This window comes from Flavobacterium tructae (genome assembly GCF_002217475.1).
In the GTDB taxonomy this organism is placed as follows: domain Bacteria; phylum Bacteroidota; class Bacteroidia; order Flavobacteriales; family Flavobacteriaceae; genus Flavobacterium; species Flavobacterium tructae.
In genome coordinates, this window is the sequence record NZ_MUHH01000017.1 from 83,677 (window position 1) to 101,026 (window position 17,350).

The following is a 17,350-nucleotide window of genomic DNA, read 5'->3' on the forward strand; positions in this document are numbered from 1 at the left end:
TATCTGTTTTTACATACCAGTACCTACCAGTTTTTTGTATATTGCGCCAAAATCCATTTTGTATGAATATAATTTCTATCCAAAGTAATATTGGTTTGCCAAAATACAGACAGATTATTCTCTCCGTAGAGAAAGCAATTGAGGAAGAAAAATTGGTAAAAGGCGATCGGCTTCCGTCTGTCAATAAAGTTTGCCTGGCATTTTCGCTGTCACGTGATACGGTATTGTTGGGATATGACGAGCTTAAAAAAAGAGGTATTATTTATGCCATTCCGGGTAAAGGGTATTATGTTAAAAGCGTTGAAATCAATATCAAGCAAAAGATTTTTTTACTTTTTGATGAGTTAAACAGTTTCAAAGAAGACATCTATAATTCATTTATACAGAATATTGGAAAGAACGTTCAGGTTGATATTTTCTTTCATCACTTTAATGTTCAGGTATTTCAAAAACTGATTACTGACAGTAACGGAAATTACACCAAGTACATTATTATGCCTACCAATTTAACCGATGTGGCAGAGGCGATAAAAAACCTACCAGTAGGGGAGGTTATCATATTGGATCAGACCAATCCGGATTTGAAATTGTATCCGGCAGTTTATCAAAATCACGAAAAAGATATTTTCGAAGGTTTAGTTAAAGGGAAATCACGAATGGATAAGTACAAAAAGCTTATTTTGATTTTTCCGGGATTTAGAGAACCATTGGGAATGAAAACCGGTTTTATTGCTTTTTGTACAAAGTATGATTTTAAGTTTGATATCATCACAGAATTTACAAACGGAGAAATCAATGCAGGCGATTTGTACATTATACCAAACGATCGTGACCTGGTTCGCGTTATTGAAAATGCCCAATCGCAAAGCCTTAAACTTGGAACGGATTTTGGAATTATTTCTTATAACGAAACTCCTTTGAAAAAGATTGTGGCTAACGGCATTGCCACCATTTCGACCGATTTTGAAATGATGGGAGAAATTTTAGCCGATATGGTGCTTCACGGACACAAGCAGCAGATAGAAAATAAATCATCTCTTTTGATTCGAAACTCATTATAATTATTCCGTCTGCGCTTCCGGATTTAAGAAATTACAGACGAATTACTTTACAAGTTTAAAACAAAATTGTTGCGTAGTTTTTCCTCGTATTTTTCTTTATTGAAAGTGTAGAGATACGATCCTTTTCGGGAAGACTGCATGTCTTTTTCGTCCAGTTTGTTCAGGATTCCCATCGTGTTAATCTTAGTGATAAAGTTTCTTTTGTCCAGTTCTTTGCTCAAAATAGCTTCGTACAACTCCAATAATTGGCGCATGGTGAATTTCTCAGGAAGTAATTCAAAACCAATTGGCTTAATCGAAGTTTTATAACGTAATATTCTGATCGCTTGCTGCACCATTTCGTTATGATCAAAAATTAAACTCGGAGCATCGGCAACACTAAACCATTGCGCATGATAATTTTCAATAAGTTCGGCATTGTGATCTTCAATATTAATCAAAGCATAGTACGAAACTGAAATGGTTCTTTCTAAGGGGTCACGATCAATTTCGCTGTAGGCATAAAGTTGTTCCATATACACATCGTTTAATCCCGTATACATTTTTAAAACTCTTATCGCAGCATTATCGAGTACTTCGTCTTGCTTTAATAAACCTCCCATCAAAGACCATTTTCCTTTTTCAGGCTCGAATCCTCTTTTGATTAAGAGAATTTTCAAACCTTCGCGATCAAACCCAAAAATAATACAATCTACTGCTAATAAAACTTTATCTGCAGAGCTATAACTGTTAAGCATATTCAAATTTTTAGTGGTAAATATATAATCCTGTTAATTTCGTTTCTCAATTTTTTAAACGTTGTGTATACACTTAATAAATGTAACCGTCTGTAAAAGTTACATTAACTGCTTTGATTGAGACTTCTGCTACAAAAGTAATGGTTTTTTAATGCTAAAATCATTATTAAAGCGGTCATTTTTTAACCTTTTTCACAAGTTTTTTTAAATAAAATATCATTTTACATAGCAAAGCGTCACTTTTACACAATAAAATAAGAAGATAATTCTTACTTGTCATAAATGCTTTCAGGACCATTTTTTGCTGCTAAATTGATTCCGAAGCGAAAGGAGTTGGCGTTGTCAATTGATCAATTTTTGATCTAGTGATGCTTTGGCGAAATGAATAAGCATTACTGAAAAAGAAAGACGATTCTGATAGGACCTGATGAAAGGAAATACAATTTATAACAAAGAAAACATTGCGGTATTTCCTTACAGCTCTAAGGCAAATATTGGTTTAATCCCAGTAAAATAGAGGCTATATCGTGATTTTTTTTGCTTTTTTAAAAGGCAAATTACCAGAATATTACACAAGCAGATTTAAAAATACAGCACAAATTTTAAAAATTCTTAATTTTATTTAGTCTAAATAAGATAGTTTTGCGTCATATTTTTATTTCTATGGAAAAGCAATATCTAAACATTAACGCCAAAAATTTCCCGGAGATTTATGATTTGTATTGGAATGAACTGTTTTGTTTTTGCAGACATCATGCAGGCGATGAAGAAGCAGCAAAGGAAATTGTACAGCAAATTTTCATCAGTATCTGGGAAAGGCGGGAACAACTACAAATCGAAACCTCCGTCAGAGCATATTTATACGGTGCTGCAAAACTCAAAATAGTAGAATATCATCGAAAGCAGGTTACTAAAAAGAAGCACGAAAGTACTCATTTTGCCGAAATGAATAAAGTTTCAAACAATACAGAAGAGCATATTTTGCATAAAGATTTGCTTCGGGAACTACAGTTAGCCATCAGCACACTTCCGGAACGTTGCAGGCAGGTATATTTAATGAGCAGAGAAGACGGGATGGACAATCGCTCTATTGCCGCCTCTCTTGTTATTACAGAGAAAGCCGTTGAAGGAAATATCACTAGAGCGCTTAGGCATATTCGCGACCATTTAAAAGTTTTTCGCAGTTTGGTCATTTTTTTTACTCCCCTATGTAGGGTTAGCGAGGACTTGTGCAACTACATCATTATATAACAAAACCAAGACTGTGTTTATTACATCCGATTTATTAGAAAAATATGCGCGAAAGGAATGCAATGCTGCCGAAAGGGTAACAGTGGAGCAATGGTTAAGTGTTATAGATTTAGAACGTGAAGTTATTACCTCTCCGCAACAAGCCGGGTTAAAAGAAGAGATCTGGAGCAATATTGCTTCCAGAACGATTCTTGCAAAACCAAAATCTCAGAACAGATTTCTTTATGCTGCACTAACAACTGCGGCCTGTGTGTTATTTGGGATTGTCAGTTTACATTACTACAATTCATCAACATTTGCTTCGCAGATTTTAGTGAACAATTTAAACGGTCAGGAGATTAAGAAAATAAATATTGGCAGTTTATCTTTTTTGGTTGAGCCGGGCAGCCAGTGCAACATTTCAATGGATTTTTTGGGTGAGGCAAGCGATGTTAAGTTTTGCGGGGCCGTTTCGGTTATTAGCGATTCGGCAAAAGTACAGGAATTTAATATTGGCACCGGAACTTCAGGTTGTACAACGGTGTATCAGGACAAGGTAAAACTGCAAAAAGGACAAACGTATCTCGCCATGACAGATGCTGACTATGAGGTGATAACGGCAACCAGAGATGAAATTGCCGAAGGTTTGCCAAGAGTATTTAGCTCCAGACTGTCGGAACGTTTTAAGTTATAAGAAAATACAAATAAGAAGAATAGAGAAGAAAAACCGATATAACTGAAATAGAGATGTTATTGGTTTTGGGAACAAATTATCAGTGATGCAATTTAAAAGATTTTTTTTAACGGTTATTTTAACGATCATATGTACTGCAGTTTATGCTCAGAATAATGGGAATGCCAGTTTTACAGGTTATATACTTGACGATGACAATCAGCCTGTTGCCGGTGCCGAAATTCAATTGCAAAATACTGCTGTAGTAGTGAAAAGTAATAGCTCAGGGAAATTTGTTTTTCAAAATATTGCATCAGGAAAATATCAGTTAGTGGTATCGATGACGGGTTATCAAATCCGGGAAATGGCTGTTGTTGTTGGACAGAATCAAAAAGAAGAAATTGTTATAGCGTTAAAATCGAATTCGGTTGTGTTAAATTCTGTTGATTTGTTTGGCAAAACGATTGAAACCAAAATCAAAGAACAGCCGTTTGCCGTTTCTGTTATCAGTACAAAAAAATTAGCCGAACGTGATGTCGATTTAAATCGTTTAATGGATGGAGTATCCGGTATTCGCGTACAGGAATCTGGTGGAATGGGCTCTGAAACCAATTATTCGATTAATGGATTATCCGGTAAAGCCGTAAAGTTTTTTGTAGATGGAATTCCGATGGAAAACTTCGGATCATCCTTCAGCATCAATAATTTTTCCATCAATACACTCGAAAGAATCGAAATCTATAAAGGAGTTACTCCGGTGTCCTTTGGTGCCGATGCACTTGGAGGTTCTGTAAACCTGGTAACACGCAGCCGACTTAAAAATTATATCGATGTGTCGCAAACCATAGGTTCATTTAATACCTATCGTACAGCGGTTTCCGGAAAATGGAGAAATGAATCCGGTTTTACGTTGCAAACCAATTCTTTTTTTAATTATTCCGATAATAATTATCCCGTTTGGGGGCCAACGGTAGAAGTTGCGGGAGAAAATGGAAGACCTATTCCCGGTTATCCAAGATTCAGAAGATTTAACGACGATTATAAATCGTACACCATTAGAACTGATATTGGATTTACCAATGTCAAATGGGCAGATGCCTTGCTGTTAGGTTTTACTTTAGCAGATCAGGACAGAGGAATACAGACCGGAAGAACAATGGCTTATGTGTATGGAGACGTACGCTATAATGAGAAGTTTGTTATGCCTTCTCTGCGCTATTCTAAGAAAGGGTTTTTGTTTTCAAATTTAGATGTAGATCTGTATGCTTCTATAAACAAGTTAAGAGGTACAACTACAGATACCAGTTCCTATAAATACAACTGGACAGGAAAACCTATCGGAACAGTAGATGGAGAATTGGGCGGAATTAGATCAGGAAAGTCCATTTATTCGTTTCAGGATCGTACACAGTTGGCGAGAATTAATTTTGTATATCACCTAAAAGAAAATCAGGAGGTTAACTTAAATTATGTGTTTACCGGTACCAGAAGAAAAGGCAGTGACGCTATTGCGGAAGCTGATTGGACAATTCCGCTTAGACAACCTCAGGATCTGAACAAACATATCGCAGGTTTATCGTATGAGATTTCTTCATTTGAGGACCGTTGGAAGAATATTTTCTTTACAAAGTATTTTGCTTATGAAGCCAATGCTGTTGTATTTGATTACAATGGCGGGAGTTCTAAGGAAACTTTTTATCAGAATACAAAAGACAATGCATGGGCTTTTGGATACAGCTCTAAATGGTTATTACCAAAAGACTATACCATAAAATTTTCTGCCGAAAATACTGCCCGGTTACCTGAAGCCATAGAGCTTCTGGGCAATGGTAATACGATTGTAAATGCACCGGATTTACAGCCTGAAAGAAGTTTCAATGTGAATGCATCCCTTCAGAAAACAATCCGTAATACGGTTCAGAATGTAAATTTCGGTCTTAATGTTTTTTTCAGAGACACCAAAAATCTGATTTGGTTAACAGAGGGGGACTTGATGGGAACCGCCCGCTACGAAAATTTAGGAAAAATACGTACGCTTGGGGTTGAGGTTGAAGCCAATTATGCCCGAAAGCAATGGCTTGAAACATCATTCAATTTTACGTATCAGGATATCAGAAACATGCAACGTTTTGAAGGAAACGGTGCACCAAATCATGTTTATAGAGACCGATTACGAAATACGCCTTACGTAATGGCAAATGCAGAGGCGAGATTATTTCTGGATGAGATGTTTCAAATGAAACCTAAAATTTCATTTTTTGTTAGCACACATTATGTTCATCAGTATTACTTAGGCTGGCCAAGTCTGGGAGAAGCACGCGAGAAAATGTACATTCCAACCCAGTTCGTTCAGGATACCGGTTTTGGTTACACTTTTGGAAACGGACGTTACAGTGCCAATTTCGCCTGCCGCAATATTTTAGACAAGCAAGTTTATGACAATTACTTACTGCAAAAGCCGGGAAGGTTTTTCAGTTTGAAACTAAGATATTTTTTACAATAACCAATTAAATTTAAAATCAATGAAAATGAAATCGTTCTTAAAGAAAACAACATTTATGGTTTCTGCTGTTACTGTGTTTGCTGCAGTTGTAAGTTCTTGCAGTTCAAAGTCAGATGAAGTAGAAGTCGAAACGGCACAGCATTTTACAATTGCCAGCTGGACTCAGGATTTGCAATATATCGCATCGGTACCTTCATTATCAGAAGGATCTTTAACTTTTAAAGGCAAAGGTATTGAGGCTAACGGATCTCGTTATATCTGGCACAAACAGTATGTTTATTTGATGAACCTTCCGCAGAAAAAATTCATCCAATACGAAATGGGTAAAGACGGAAGCTTAAAAGAAAAAGGGGCTATACTTACAGACGGAGTGGTTCCGAATTACTTTCAATCGCTGAATATTGTAGACGATAATACCATGTTGGTTCTTGGAGGACTGGATATCAATAATGGTACTGTGGGCTGGGCCAGAATCAAACTAAGTGATTTCACAATCGAAGCAAAAGGAACATTGGCCGTACCATACGACGCTGCTAAAAAAGGAGTTCAGTTTTCTGTTGGAAGAGCATTTGTAGACAACGGAAAGCTTATTCTGGGAGGTTATTTTTACGACAACGAATCAAAATCATATACTGTTGATGGCGTAAGAGCTTTAGTTTATGATTATCCTGCAATGAATAACTTAAAAGTAATCAAAAGTACTGCAACTGAAGGTGGAGTGGGTTATGACTACTTAAATTCATTAGACAAAGACGAAGAAGGAAACCATTACTTTGTAGCGAGTGCCGGTAAATTCTGGACAGGTGTAGGCGGAAAATCAGGAGTGGTACGTATTAAAAAAGGCGCAGCAGATTTTGATAAAGATTATTTTATTGATGTGACAACACCATTAGGAAAACAAGCCTGTTTGATGGGAATCAATTATGTGGGTAACGGAATTGCAATTGGTACCGTTCAATACGAAGAGTTAATGACTTCAGTAAGAGACCGTTTAAAAAACGTAGGGCAGTTGGTTAGAATTGATTTGAAAAACAAAACAGTTTCGTTGATTAATACACCTTTAAGCCCGGTTTCAATGGTGCGTTCACCATTGGTATACAAAGGAAAGTATTACACCGCAATTAGTCCTGTTGATGCTGTAGCCTCAATTTACGAAGTTGATCCTGCTACAGGAGCTTTCAAAAAAGGAACTACTTTAGATGGCGGAGGTTCTGTTACAGTTAATTTAATAGCTCCACATCCAACAAAATAATAGTAAACTCAAGTTTCTAATTGAGTAAGTATGGCCGGAAGAAATTCCGGCCATTTTTTGTTTGGGATGAGTTTGTAAAAAACGTCACATTCAGATAAGACTAATTCGCAAACCATATAAAATCTTAACTTCGCAAGAACAAAAATGCAATCGTGATGAAACATTTATTCAAGGCAGCCGTAAAATGGACTTTTAAAGAAAAAGGAGAAGACGCAACAAAAAGATTTTACAGCAAAAGCCATCAGATTACCATAGAAGGGAAACCAGTTTTAAAGGTTTCGGCTGCCAAAGCTTTTAAAGGAGATCCTGAATTGTATAATCCCGAAGATTTATTGCTGAGCAGTCTCGTTTCCTGTCACATGATGTCCTATCTGTATGTATGTTCTCAAAACGGAATAGAAGTTCTGGAATATTCAGATCATGCAGAAGCAACCCTTGAAGTTTCTCCTGATGGAAGCGGGCGCTTTGTTGCCGTTCATCTCAATCCAAAAGTAAAAATTGCAAACGCCGATCAGATTGAACAGGCCAATGCACTTCATACCAAGGCCAACCAATTGTGTTTTATTGCCAATTCCTGCAATTTTCCTGTTTCACATCATGGGAGCTGTGAGGTTTAGAACCTTTATTTCTGTTAGTGAACTTCTGTGATTTTAAAGCAACAGCAAATAAGTAGAAGTCTCAACTTTACAGTTATATTATTTTCGGGCCACTTTACTAGCCGAATTTTTAATTTCGAACAGTTTCATTATTTCATTGGCTTTTTCGATCTGATTAATTTCTTTTAAGGATTGTGCATAGCGGTAATAATACATGGCCTCCAGATCAGCATTCATTTCAATAAGCTGGCCATAATATTTAGCAGCCGTAACCAAATCACCTTCAAAATAAGCTCTGTCAGCCACTTTTGCAAGCATTTCCGGTGTTTTGTAACCTTTGTCGATTACTTTTTCGTAGGTCGTTACCACATCTACATTGATGTATTTCTGAGGTTTAGTGGGAGCAATTACCGCGACTTTAACGGGGTTAATGACATTAGTAACCGTTTTAGAAACAGTTTTAGGCTGCAAGTTTTCTTCCGCTATTTTTACTTTTGCTTTTCCATAAATGGGAGTTACTGTTCGGGTGTTGTTCGGACCCAGATTGTAGGTATCGATCATACTTATTTTTGGGACTTCGTATTGGGTAATTCTTTTTCCAAAAGCCATATTAACGGTTTCTTCGACATAATAGCCCACAATAACAAGTCCGTCTTTAGGGGTGCCGTCCAATAGTAAAGTTGCGTTTTCGATTGCTGCCGGAGTGGGAGCTGAATGCTGACCAAATGAGTTAAACGAAAAAACAGGCACCATAATGAGTAAAAGTGTTGCATACGTTTTCATGATGTTTAAATTAGTTTGTTGAAAATATCAGAACTTTACTTAAAGGTACTTATAGTTCTTTGGTATATTTTATTTAATCTACCAACGACCTTTTAAAAACGTTAAAACGCTCTTTCGGACTGCTTAATCCTTCTAAATATTCCTGATTTTAAGGCAGGTTTTTTCTGTTTCCTGATCAGTAAAAGGTTTCCGCACTCCTTGCGTAAACCTTTGCGCTCTTTGCGGTTAAAAAATAGCCCACGGATTGTACGGATTCGTTTCACGAAAACACGGATCAGCACGGATTTTTTTATATTATTTGTCTGAGGATAATTTTTATTCTTAATGTTATAAGTTCTTTTTAGATGTCCTTTAGAAATCCGTTTTTATCAGCGTTTTCGCAAAGCGAATTTGCGTAATCCGCGTTCCTTTTTTTAGTGCTAATTTGTATTCAACATTTCGATACTGGCTTTTTCGATTTCCTGATCGGTAAAAGGATCTAAGGCTTTTGCCAGCATTTTACTGGTTTTGATACAGCTGATCATTTTGGTTCGCAGATCAAGATCGTCTCCAATTTCGGTTTTAAGAATCTCTTCAAAAATCTCCGTTAGATAAGCGGGCTGGTCTCTAAATTCTCCTTCCATCCAGAGTGCTGAGAGAAATTGAGCTACAGCAGTTATTACGTTATTTTGATCTTCAGGGCTTTGATTTTCTTTTGACATGGCGTTTAGTTTATGATTATTAATTATACGAAAAAACGTACTTTTGTTTGAGCCGCAATTAAGCGATAGATAGCGTGGTATCGAAAAAAGTAAGATTGTAAACCACTAAGCAAAGCTTGTGTTTCACAATCGTCATAAATTCTCAACAATTTTAAATATCTTTGAATTATGAGCACAGCAATAAAACCAAAACATATCGGCAGAAACATTAGCCGAATCAGAGAGCTTAGAGGAATGAAACAGGAAGCCCTAGCAATTGCTATTGGTGTAAGCCAGCAATCGGTTTCTAATATCGAAGGAAGCGAAACGGTTGATGAGGAGAAATTGGCGAAAATTGCTGAGGTACTTGGTGTTTCTGCGGAAGCTATCAAAAACTTTTCAGATGAGGCAGTTTTAAATATTATTGGAAATACTTATCACGACAGCAATGTTGTTAATGGAAGTGCATATAGCTGTAATTTCAACCCTCTCGATAAAGTGGTGGAGCTTTACGAACGCTTGGTTCTGGCTGAAAAAGAGAAAGTAGAATATTTAGAAAAATTATTGAAAGAGAAGTAATTCTTTTTAAAACATATCATTTATATAAAAGAGAGATCTCAAACGAGATCTCTCTTTTTTTGTTTTAATGTGTCTGTTTGTATTTCAAAGTTTTTGTAACAAAAAATAAATTAAAAATATTTTGTTACAGTTTTTGAAACAAAATTGAAATTTTTTTAAAATTGTTACAGCTTTTGTAACAAATTGGAATAAAAAAATAATTTGTTACAGATTCCTTGCGTAAACCTTTGCGCTCTTTGCGGTTAGAATAGCACACGGATTGTACGGATTCGTTTCACGAAAGCACGGATCAGCGCGGATTTTTTTATTATTGATTAGAGAATAATTCTTCTTTCTAAGAAATCCGTTTTTATCAGCGTTTTCGCAAAGCGAATCTGTGTAATCCGCGTTCCTTGTGTAAACCTCTGCATTCTTTGCGGTTAAAAAAAAAAGCGCTACAATTTTCATTGCAGCGTTTCTTTAGTCTTAAAACTCTAAGGTAATTATACCCCTAATTTCTTAACAAGATCAAAAAGAATTCTCAATCTATGATGACGGTGGAATTTTTCCTTCTGAAATATATTTTAAACCGGTAATTCCCGGTAAAAACAAATACAAACTTCCATCAGTACGAATGAAACGGGTCAGACCTGGAACTTCGTTATAGGTGCCGTTTTTATTGAAAGCAAAAATGGAATCATAGGGATTGGTATCCGAAACTTGTGGACCAAATAGTGGATCAACACCGCTGTAATTTGGAGAATCATCGGGATTTCTGAAACCACCCATTTCTAACCAGAGTTTCGTAACGAAGCGAAATTGAAAATCGAGAACAGCTCCAATAAACAGTCCAACGAGTCCTCTTTGTATACCGGCTTTTTCATTAGGATCGTATACGGGACCATAAGGTGAAGCGCGTCTTACAATTCTGTGGGTTTCGGCATTGTTACTGTTTCCGGTTACATTAAAATCGTCCCGTGGGTTTGCTCTTCGTATATGTGCTGCATAAGGACACTTTAACCCATTTTCGTCACTGCTTTGATCGCCATGCTGGTTGGGACTTGGTGCTAAATAATTGAAGTTCGTAAAATTGAAATTTTTAGAACTTGGTTCTCCCAGAGTTTTATCTTCTTTGTCAGGAGAGACCACAAGAGGTGTACCATCGCGCCAGCGTCCGCACATTTTGGCAGCCATCAATTCGGGTGACGTTTTAGGGTCTGAATGGATGAATTTGTTGAACTTCGCTTCATCTTGATACAATAATCTAAATGCCGCAAAGGAACCGTTTACCAAAAGGGGATGTGCATTATAATCATCGGCATCCGAACTTATTACAAAACGATCCAGAGGAACTTTTGGTCTGTCGTCGATACTGCTTATTCTCATTAATTTTTTTAGTTTGGGTTTGTTCCAGACAATATCATCAATACGCGGCTGAGATAAACTGTCCCGATAACCAAAATGTACATAATCTGAATTACCATCGACCGTTATAGGATCTGAATCCTGATAGTAAACCGGAATTACTGATGCTCCTCCCGATGCTGCTTTGGGAATCATTTGCAACAAATCGGTATAATATTTTTCTCTGTTTTTGGGTGTTAAAGTAAAAAGCGTTAATTGAATATGAAGATCACTGCCGTCCGGTTTCGGTTTTTGTTTTGGTATCCAGCCTCCGTTTTTCCACCAGTTAGCGGGAGCACTTTCGTCTGTGTCTCCCATTTCGGTTGCGTCAGCTATAGCTCCTTTTTTAAACGAAGCAAAGACTTCGGCACTTGAATCATCATTTATTTCGTCGCAATTGACTGTTCCTATAAGTTTTTCCAAACCCCAATACGTAAACCCGATATTCAGACAATAATCGGGTTTAACCATGTTTTCCCAAGGTTCAGCAGTGGTAATATGCAAACCTGTGGTATTATTTTGTGAAGCAAGACCGGCACAGAATTTTTTTGCTCCATTAATGTCTTTTATGCTTAGAATAATGTACCTGATATGGGGGAAATTATACCCTTTGAGTATTAATCCCTGCACATCATTCATCTCAGCCTGATTTGAATTGCTCATTTTTTATCGCAATAAGATTAGGAATTATTTGCAATCCGGTTTTTGGGCTTTTGGAAAACTATAAGTGACATCACTTGGAGCCGGTGGCCATATTTCACTGGCTTTTGGATATTTATCAATAATCTTGGCGACTGTAAGACCCGGGAAATTGGTGCCAAAAGTATATTTTCCGTTTTTATCGCCGGCAGAAAAAACAGGATCTCCAAAATTATAACGCATTAGGAAACAAAAGAATGCTGCTGCATTTTTTTTAACTCCTTTCTTTTTTATGATATGTTTTGCTGAGGTTGGTCCGTCCGGGTCTACACCAGGAATTCCTGTTTCATCTATTAAATGTAACAGCCCATTTAAGCCATTTACAACGGCGTCAATTTCAAAAAAAGCATTGATATAAGCATCAAATTGCCCGTCGTAGATTGACATTACCACCATTACGTCTTTTCCCGGAAAAGATTGAAATCCCGGAACCGGAATTCCCGGAGTAGGTTTTCCGTCTTCTTGTGCATAAATTGTAAAATAATGAACGCCGGTTGTTTTGCGGAGATCTCCGTTTGGAGCTGTTGCAGGAGCAGCAGCTTCTCTAATTAGCTGAGAAGCTTTTAGTGCCTCTGCCAAAAGGCCTTTTTTTAACGGAAGAAATAAAAATAGCAGATGTTGCTGCTCTGTAATAGGTACTGTAATTACTTGTGATGTTGACATGTTTTAATAGTTGATTTGTTTGTCCTACTCTTTTCAGGCTTTTCGGAGGTGCCTCTTAATTGCTTAAGCAAGACGAATTTATGGATACTAAAAACAACTCATCCAAGTACTTATACCTGATTTAGGCGAAAAAATAGAGCTTAACGTTCCTTGCGTAAACCTTTGCGCCTTTTGTGGTTAAAAAGATAGCCCACGGATTGTACGGATTCGTTTTACGAAAGCACGGATCAGCGCGGATTTTTATTATTGGTTACCTATAAAAGGTTTCTGCGTTCCTTGCGTAAACCTTTGCGGTTTTTGCGGTTAAAAAATAGCCCACGGATTATACGGATTCGCTTTGCGAAAACGCGGATTAGCACGGATTTTTTTTATTATTGGTTAACTTCTGAGAAATCCGTTTTCATCAGCGTTTTCGCAAAGCGAATCTGCGTAATCCGCGTTCCATTTTTGTAATGTTAATTTGGACACAGTATTTTGATATTGGTTACTGATAAGGTGTTTTTACGTTCCTTGCGTAAACCTTTGCGCTCTTTTCGGTTAAAATAAAAAAGCGCCACAATTTTCATTGCAGCGCTTCTTTATTTTTTAAAACTCTAAGGTAATTATACCCCTAATTTCTTAGCAAGATCAGAAGGAATTCCTCCTTTGTTTACCATTAAGGCAGTTGTTTTGTATTTCACGAAGTTTTTAGTTACAAACAAGAAACCTTTGTAGTCGTTTGTTTCTCCCCATGAATTTTTAACGATGTAATATTCTTTTCCGGTTTGATCTTTGGCTAAACCAATGATGTGCATTCCGTGATCATCTGTAGTCGTGTAGTTGTCAAATGCTGTTTGACGCATTTCCGGTGTGATTTCTGGCTCGGCTTTTGGTCCGTTAAACATGTCTGCTTTTTCTTCAGCCGTCATATCGTCGAATTTTTTAGTAGCTACATAAGCTACACCATTTTTCCAGCTAAAGCTTTTCTCACTTACGTCAGTTGCCCATGCTACAGTGTATCCTTTTTTCAAAGCATTGTCGATAACATCTGTCATGTCGTTTACTTTTACGTTGTAAACCTGATCAAATGACCAGTTGTCCGGTACCATCATAGTTGTTTTTTGGTAGTACGGAGAAGTTGTGAAAGATGAAATTTCGATATACTCATCAGGATTAATTCCTACTACTTCTTTAGCAAAAGATTGCGGAGTATAGTTTTTTCCTTTGTAAGTAAAGTTATCCGGTGTTTTTCCTAAATAAGAGTCGATAACAGCAGCGTATGCTTTTTGCCAGTTTGGAGTTAATTCTCCGTTTGGATTTTTCACTACAGCAGCCAAAACACCTTCGATAAGAGCGGCCATTTCGCCAAATTTATTTTTGTCGGTTCCGTAGTTTAATCCTGTGTAAACTTCTCTCGGAACGGTTCCGTATTTTTTGTACATATTAATTACATCGTGCAATGCACCACCGTCGCCTAAGCTAACCGCTCCGTGCATACGTACGTAATTGATTCCTTTTTCAACATAAACGTTTCTTGCCGAAAAAATCTGAGACAATTCAACCGGTTGTTTTCCTAAACGAATCATTTCTGATTCTAAGAAAGAGTTGGTCGAATAACTCCAGCAAGTTCCTGATGAACCCTGAGCTTTTACTGAGGTAGTTCCAAGATTAATAACTTCAGTGAATTTAAAGTTTTCTTTACTTTTTTCGCTTGCATTCAGTTTTAGTGAATTCACTAAAATGTCCTGTGCAAAACATCCAGTTGCCCCAACAAAAAATACAGAAGCTGCCAGTACTGATTTGAATGAAAATGTATTCATAATTTATGTTTAAGATTTTGATAAATTAGTCTCTCGTGTTTCTAATTTGTTACAAAACAATTAAATTTTAACTAATAAAACTAACCTGTAACCGTTAATTTTTATAAAATGTTTTTGTTAAGCTATATAAACTTACAAAATACGCAAAATACAAACAGCATCAAACCCTACCAGTTTTTCAACCGGTAGGGTTTGATGTTGATAGAGAATCTACTAGGCAACCTCTTACTAGTTGCTAAGTCTTGAGGTTTTTTTGCCGTATTAGCATCTGTACAGATTTTAGATTTAGAAGTAGATAATTTTATTTTTTTGCTAGTCCGGGAGGAAATCCTGCCAGGATTTTTTTGACAGAGGACGCAATAAACTCTTCCGGATTGTTAGGTTGGCTGTCTATTTTTGCATTACCTATTCCTTGCCATATCAGTTTTTTTGTTTTCGTTGATACAATATCGATGATTAGAGAGCCATCGACATAATCATAGGTGTTGACGATGGTATTGGCACCTCCCATCATGGCACCTCTACCCCAATATCCATACGGACGATACATGCCACCATAGCCATAGAAGTCAGTGTTTGCCGTTACCTCAGTTTTGTTTTTTAAGATTGATATAGCATTGATTTTTAGATCCGGGCTAGCTGTAGTTTCTGTAAAACCTTTACTCAGCATTTCGCTGCGGATGGCTTTTGTAACACGATCAACATTTAATTGACTAATCTGACCTTCCTGTGCTTTTAAGTCGTAAACAGCAAAAGTTTTATACTCGCTGAAATTGGTGTCACGATCGTAATCGGTGGTAACTCGTACAGTTGGAGAGCAGCTGTACAGTAAACCCAATAAAAACAGTGGGATTATACGAAGATTCTTTCTTTTAATATTCATCTTTTGGTATTTAAATTAATGATTAAATTAGTTTAATTTGATATTATTAAAATATTGATTAAATCCGGAGTATAGGTAAAGTTGTGTTAAATGAAAATAGTGGTGTTTGTTGTAAGTTGTTGTAATTTAGTTAATTGCTTCTCTGTCAAAGATAAATGATTTTATTTAAATGGCATAATGCGAGGTCCTTGCTTTTGATGAAAAGAGGAGAGTATAATCAATTTTACTTATATTTTAGCCCAATGTTTTCTGATATAAATGCCGATGTAATATGAAAATAGTACAATGCAACAGGACTATTATCAATATACAATTGGTATTAAAATGCAGGAATAAAAAAAAAGCCACTCGATAATCGAATGGCTTTCCATGTAAACTTTAAGAAGTAAACTATTCTATTTCAGAAACTCTCATGGTGTTTACCATTCCTTTTTCTTTAATTGGCATTGCTGCAAGATTGATTAAATAATCTCCTTTTACAACATATCCTTTTTCTCTTGCAATTTCGTTAACATCAGTTACGGTATCATCTGTACTTTCGTCTTTGTCATAGAAGTAAGATCTTACTCCCCATAATAAATTCAATTGTGTCAGGATTCTTCTGTTTGAAGTAAATACTAAAATATGTGCAGATGGTCTCCAGGCTGAAATTTGGAAAGCAGTATAACCACTATTTGTCAAAGTACAAATTGCTTTTGCTTTGATTTCATTAGCCAATAAAGCTGCCTGATGACAAACTGTTTTAGTAACAAAACGTTTTGTTTTAATTTGTGGTGTGTTTTGCGGAACCTGAATAAGCGGAGAGTCTTCAACTGCCTCGCAAATTTGTGTCATTTTTTGAATAACCTGTACCGGATAGTTTCCTGTAGCCGTTTCACCTGACAACATTACTGCATCAGCTCCATCCATTACTGAGTTAGCAACGTCGTTAACTTCAGCTCTTGTAGGCGTTAAACTAGTAATCATTGTTTCCATCATTTGTGTTGCAACGATAACCGGAATTCTTGCCGTTTTTGCTCTGCGGATCAGATCTTTTTGTACCAATGGTACTTCGTGAGCAGGAAGTTCAACCCCTAAATCTCCACGAGCTACCATTAAGGCATCACAATATGCTACAATTTTATCCATGTTCTCAAGAGCTTCCGGCATTTCAATTTTAGCTACAATTGGAATTTTATGTTCTGAATGTTTTGCGATTAATTCTTGAAGATCTTGTAAATCACGAGGTGTTTTTACAAACGAAAGCGCAATCCAGTCTACTTTTTGTTCGATCGCGAAAATCGCATCAGCAATATCTTTTTCTGTTAAAGCCGGTAAAGAAATTTTAGTGTTTGGAAGATTAACTCCTTTTTTAGATTTTAATTCTCCTCCCTGAATTACTTTAGCGGTAACTTCTGTTTTTTTGTCTGTGGTAAGAATTTCGAAGATTAATTTACCGTCATCCAATAAAATACGTTCTCCCGGATTAACATCATTTGGGAAATTTTGATATTTCATGAACACTTTCTGAGCGTTTCCTATGATATCTTCAGCAGTTGTAAAAGTAATAACATCACCATCATTTACTACTGTTCCTTCCTCCATTACCCCAACTCTAAGTTTTGGTCCCTGTAAATCACCTAAGATTGCAGTAGTGTAACCAAACTCTTCATTAAGACCTCTAATAATATTAATTTTATCTTTTACTCCGTCGTAATCAGCATGCGAAAAATTGATTCTAAACACATTAACCCCTGCCTCGATCATATCCTTGATAATCTCCCTCGTACTACATGCAGGCCCAAGTGTAGCAACAATTTTGGTTTTTTTGTTTGTTTTTAGCATTTTTT

Annotated in this window: 15 protein-coding genes; 7 read left to right on the forward strand and 8 right to left on the reverse strand. The window is 36.5% G+C overall.

Going from position 1 to position 17,350, the window contains the following annotated elements:
* Window positions 1-62: 62 nt before the first annotated feature.
* Window positions 63-1,061 carry a GntR family transcriptional regulator gene (locus B0A80_RS05285; RefSeq protein WP_017496928.1) on the forward strand — a complete coding sequence of 333 codons (999 nt, stop codon included), beginning with the start codon at window positions 63-65 and terminating at the stop codon, window positions 1,059-1,061.
* A gap of 47 nt (window positions 1,062-1,108) precedes the next feature.
* Here B0A80_RS05285 and B0A80_RS05290 read toward each other — a convergent pair whose 3' ends face one another.
* Window positions 1,109-1,798, reverse strand: a complete 690-nt coding sequence (locus B0A80_RS05290; protein WP_017496929.1) for an NUDIX hydrolase — start codon at window positions 1,796-1,798, stop codon at window positions 1,109-1,111.
* 663 nt (window positions 1,799-2,461) lie between these two features.
* Here B0A80_RS05290 and B0A80_RS05295 point away from each other — a divergent pair.
* The 5 genes from B0A80_RS05295 to B0A80_RS05315 all read left to right on the forward strand — a co-directional run bounded on the left by B0A80_RS05295 (window position 2,462) and on the right by B0A80_RS05315 (window position 8,073).
* A complete protein-coding gene (locus B0A80_RS05295) occupies window positions 2,462-3,049 on the forward strand; it encodes an RNA polymerase sigma-70 factor (protein ID WP_017496930.1) in 588 nt (195 codons plus the stop codon).
* A gap of 13 nt (window positions 3,050-3,062) precedes the next feature.
* On the forward strand, window positions 3,063-3,722 hold the full coding sequence (locus tag B0A80_RS05300) for a hypothetical protein (protein ID WP_017496931.1): 660 nt from the start codon (window positions 3,063-3,065) through the stop codon (window positions 3,720-3,722).
* 85 nt (window positions 3,723-3,807) lie between these two features.
* Window positions 3,808-6,204, forward strand: a complete 2,397-nt coding sequence (locus B0A80_RS05305) for a TonB-dependent receptor (protein WP_089076664.1) — start codon at window positions 3,808-3,810, stop codon at window positions 6,202-6,204.
* Between the two features lie 25 nt (window positions 6,205-6,229).
* Window positions 6,230-7,456 carry a DUF4374 domain-containing protein gene (locus tag B0A80_RS05310; RefSeq protein ID WP_233430711.1) on the forward strand — a complete coding sequence of 409 codons (1,227 nt, stop codon included), beginning with the start codon at window positions 6,230-6,232 and terminating at the stop codon, window positions 7,454-7,456.
* A gap of 155 nt (window positions 7,457-7,611) precedes the next feature.
* Window positions 7,612-8,073 (forward strand): OsmC family protein, encoded by a 462-nt coding sequence (locus tag B0A80_RS05315; protein WP_208861480.1) that lies wholly within the window; start codon window positions 7,612-7,614, stop codon window positions 8,071-8,073.
* A 78-nt stretch (window positions 8,074-8,151) separates the two neighbouring features.
* On the opposite strand, the gene B0A80_RS05320 is transcribed toward B0A80_RS05315, so the two are convergent.
* Together B0A80_RS05320 and B0A80_RS05325 are read right to left on the reverse strand one after the other, a co-directional pair.
* A complete protein-coding gene (locus B0A80_RS05320; RefSeq protein ID WP_089076667.1) occupies window positions 8,152-8,835 on the reverse strand; it encodes a tetratricopeptide repeat protein in 684 nt (227 codons plus the stop codon).
* Window positions 8,836-9,254: 419 nt separating this feature from the next.
* Window positions 9,255-9,536: a hypothetical protein gene (locus tag B0A80_RS05325; protein WP_089076668.1), complete on the reverse strand. Its 282-nt coding sequence runs from the start codon at window positions 9,534-9,536 to the stop codon at window positions 9,255-9,257.
* Between the two features lie 168 nt (window positions 9,537-9,704).
* Between B0A80_RS05325 and B0A80_RS05330 the strand changes: the two genes are divergently transcribed.
* Window positions 9,705-10,094 (forward strand): helix-turn-helix domain-containing protein, encoded by a 390-nt coding sequence (locus B0A80_RS05330; RefSeq protein ID WP_089076669.1) that lies wholly within the window; start codon window positions 9,705-9,707, stop codon window positions 10,092-10,094.
* A 525-nt stretch (window positions 10,095-10,619) separates the two neighbouring features.
* Here the strand turns inward: B0A80_RS05330 and B0A80_RS05340 are convergent.
* From B0A80_RS05340 to pyk, 5 genes are all read right to left on the reverse strand, one after another.
* Window positions 10,620-12,140 carry a Dyp-type peroxidase gene (locus B0A80_RS05340; protein WP_089076671.1) on the reverse strand — a complete coding sequence of 507 codons (1,521 nt, stop codon included), beginning with the start codon at window positions 12,138-12,140 and terminating at the stop codon, window positions 10,620-10,622.
* Window positions 12,141-12,164: 24 nt separating this feature from the next.
* The gene (locus B0A80_RS05345; protein ID WP_089076672.1) at window positions 12,165-12,839 is read right to left on the reverse strand and encodes a hypothetical protein; all 675 of its coding nucleotides are present in this window, start codon (window positions 12,837-12,839) and stop codon (window positions 12,165-12,167) included.
* A gap of 602 nt (window positions 12,840-13,441) precedes the next feature.
* Window positions 13,442-14,638: a C1 family peptidase gene (locus B0A80_RS05350; RefSeq protein ID WP_089076673.1), complete on the reverse strand. Its 1,197-nt coding sequence runs from the start codon at window positions 14,636-14,638 to the stop codon at window positions 13,442-13,444.
* A gap of 301 nt (window positions 14,639-14,939) precedes the next feature.
* Window positions 14,940-15,521, reverse strand: coding sequence for a DUF4136 domain-containing protein (locus B0A80_RS05355; protein WP_089076674.1), 582 nt, complete (start codon window positions 15,519-15,521; stop codon window positions 14,940-14,942).
* Window positions 15,522-15,911: 390 nt separating this feature from the next.
* A complete protein-coding gene (pyk, locus tag B0A80_RS05360; RefSeq protein WP_070906157.1) occupies window positions 15,912-17,345 on the reverse strand; it encodes a pyruvate kinase in 1,434 nt (477 codons plus the stop codon).
* Window positions 17,346-17,350 lie beyond the last annotated feature (5 nt).

Excerpts from the sequence above, each read along its gene's own strand:
- B0A80_RS05285 (WP_017496928.1), top strand. The coding sequence starts at position 63 with ATGAATATAATTTCTATCCAAAGTAATATTGGTTTGCCAAAATACAGA.
- B0A80_RS05290 (WP_017496929.1), bottom strand. The coding sequence starts at position 1,798 with ATGCTTAACAGTTATAGCTCTGCAGATAAAGTTTTATTAGCAGTAGAT.
- B0A80_RS05295 (WP_017496930.1), top strand. The coding sequence starts at position 2,462 with ATGGAAAAGCAATATCTAAACATTAACGCCAAAAATTTCCCGGAGATT.
- B0A80_RS05305 (WP_089076664.1), top strand. The coding sequence starts at position 3,808 with ATGCAATTTAAAAGATTTTTTTTAACGGTTATTTTAACGATCATATGT.
- B0A80_RS05310 (WP_233430711.1), top strand. The coding sequence starts at position 6,230 with ATGAAATCGTTCTTAAAGAAAACAACATTTATGGTTTCTGCTGTTACT.
- B0A80_RS05315 (WP_208861480.1), top strand. The coding sequence starts at position 7,612 with ATGAAACATTTATTCAAGGCAGCCGTAAAATGGACTTTTAAAGAAAAA.
- B0A80_RS05320 (WP_089076667.1), bottom strand. The coding sequence starts at position 8,835 with ATGAAAACGTATGCAACACTTTTACTCATTATGGTGCCTGTTTTTTCG.
- B0A80_RS05325 (WP_089076668.1), bottom strand. The coding sequence starts at position 9,536 with ATGTCAAAAGAAAATCAAAGCCCTGAAGATCAAAATAACGTAATAACT.
- B0A80_RS05330 (WP_089076669.1), top strand. The coding sequence starts at position 9,705 with ATGAGCACAGCAATAAAACCAAAACATATCGGCAGAAACATTAGCCGA.
- B0A80_RS05340 (WP_089076671.1), bottom strand. The coding sequence starts at position 12,140 with ATGAGCAATTCAAATCAGGCTGAGATGAATGATGTGCAGGGATTAATA.
- B0A80_RS05345 (WP_089076672.1), bottom strand. The coding sequence starts at position 12,839 with ATGTCAACATCACAAGTAATTACAGTACCTATTACAGAGCAGCAACAT.
- B0A80_RS05350 (WP_089076673.1), bottom strand. The coding sequence starts at position 14,638 with ATGAATACATTTTCATTCAAATCAGTACTGGCAGCTTCTGTATTTTTT.
- B0A80_RS05355 (WP_089076674.1), bottom strand. The coding sequence starts at position 15,521 with ATGAATATTAAAAGAAAGAATCTTCGTATAATCCCACTGTTTTTATTG.
- pyk (WP_070906157.1), bottom strand. The coding sequence starts at position 17,345 with ATGCTAAAAACAAACAAAAAAACCAAAATTGTTGCTACACTTGGGCCT.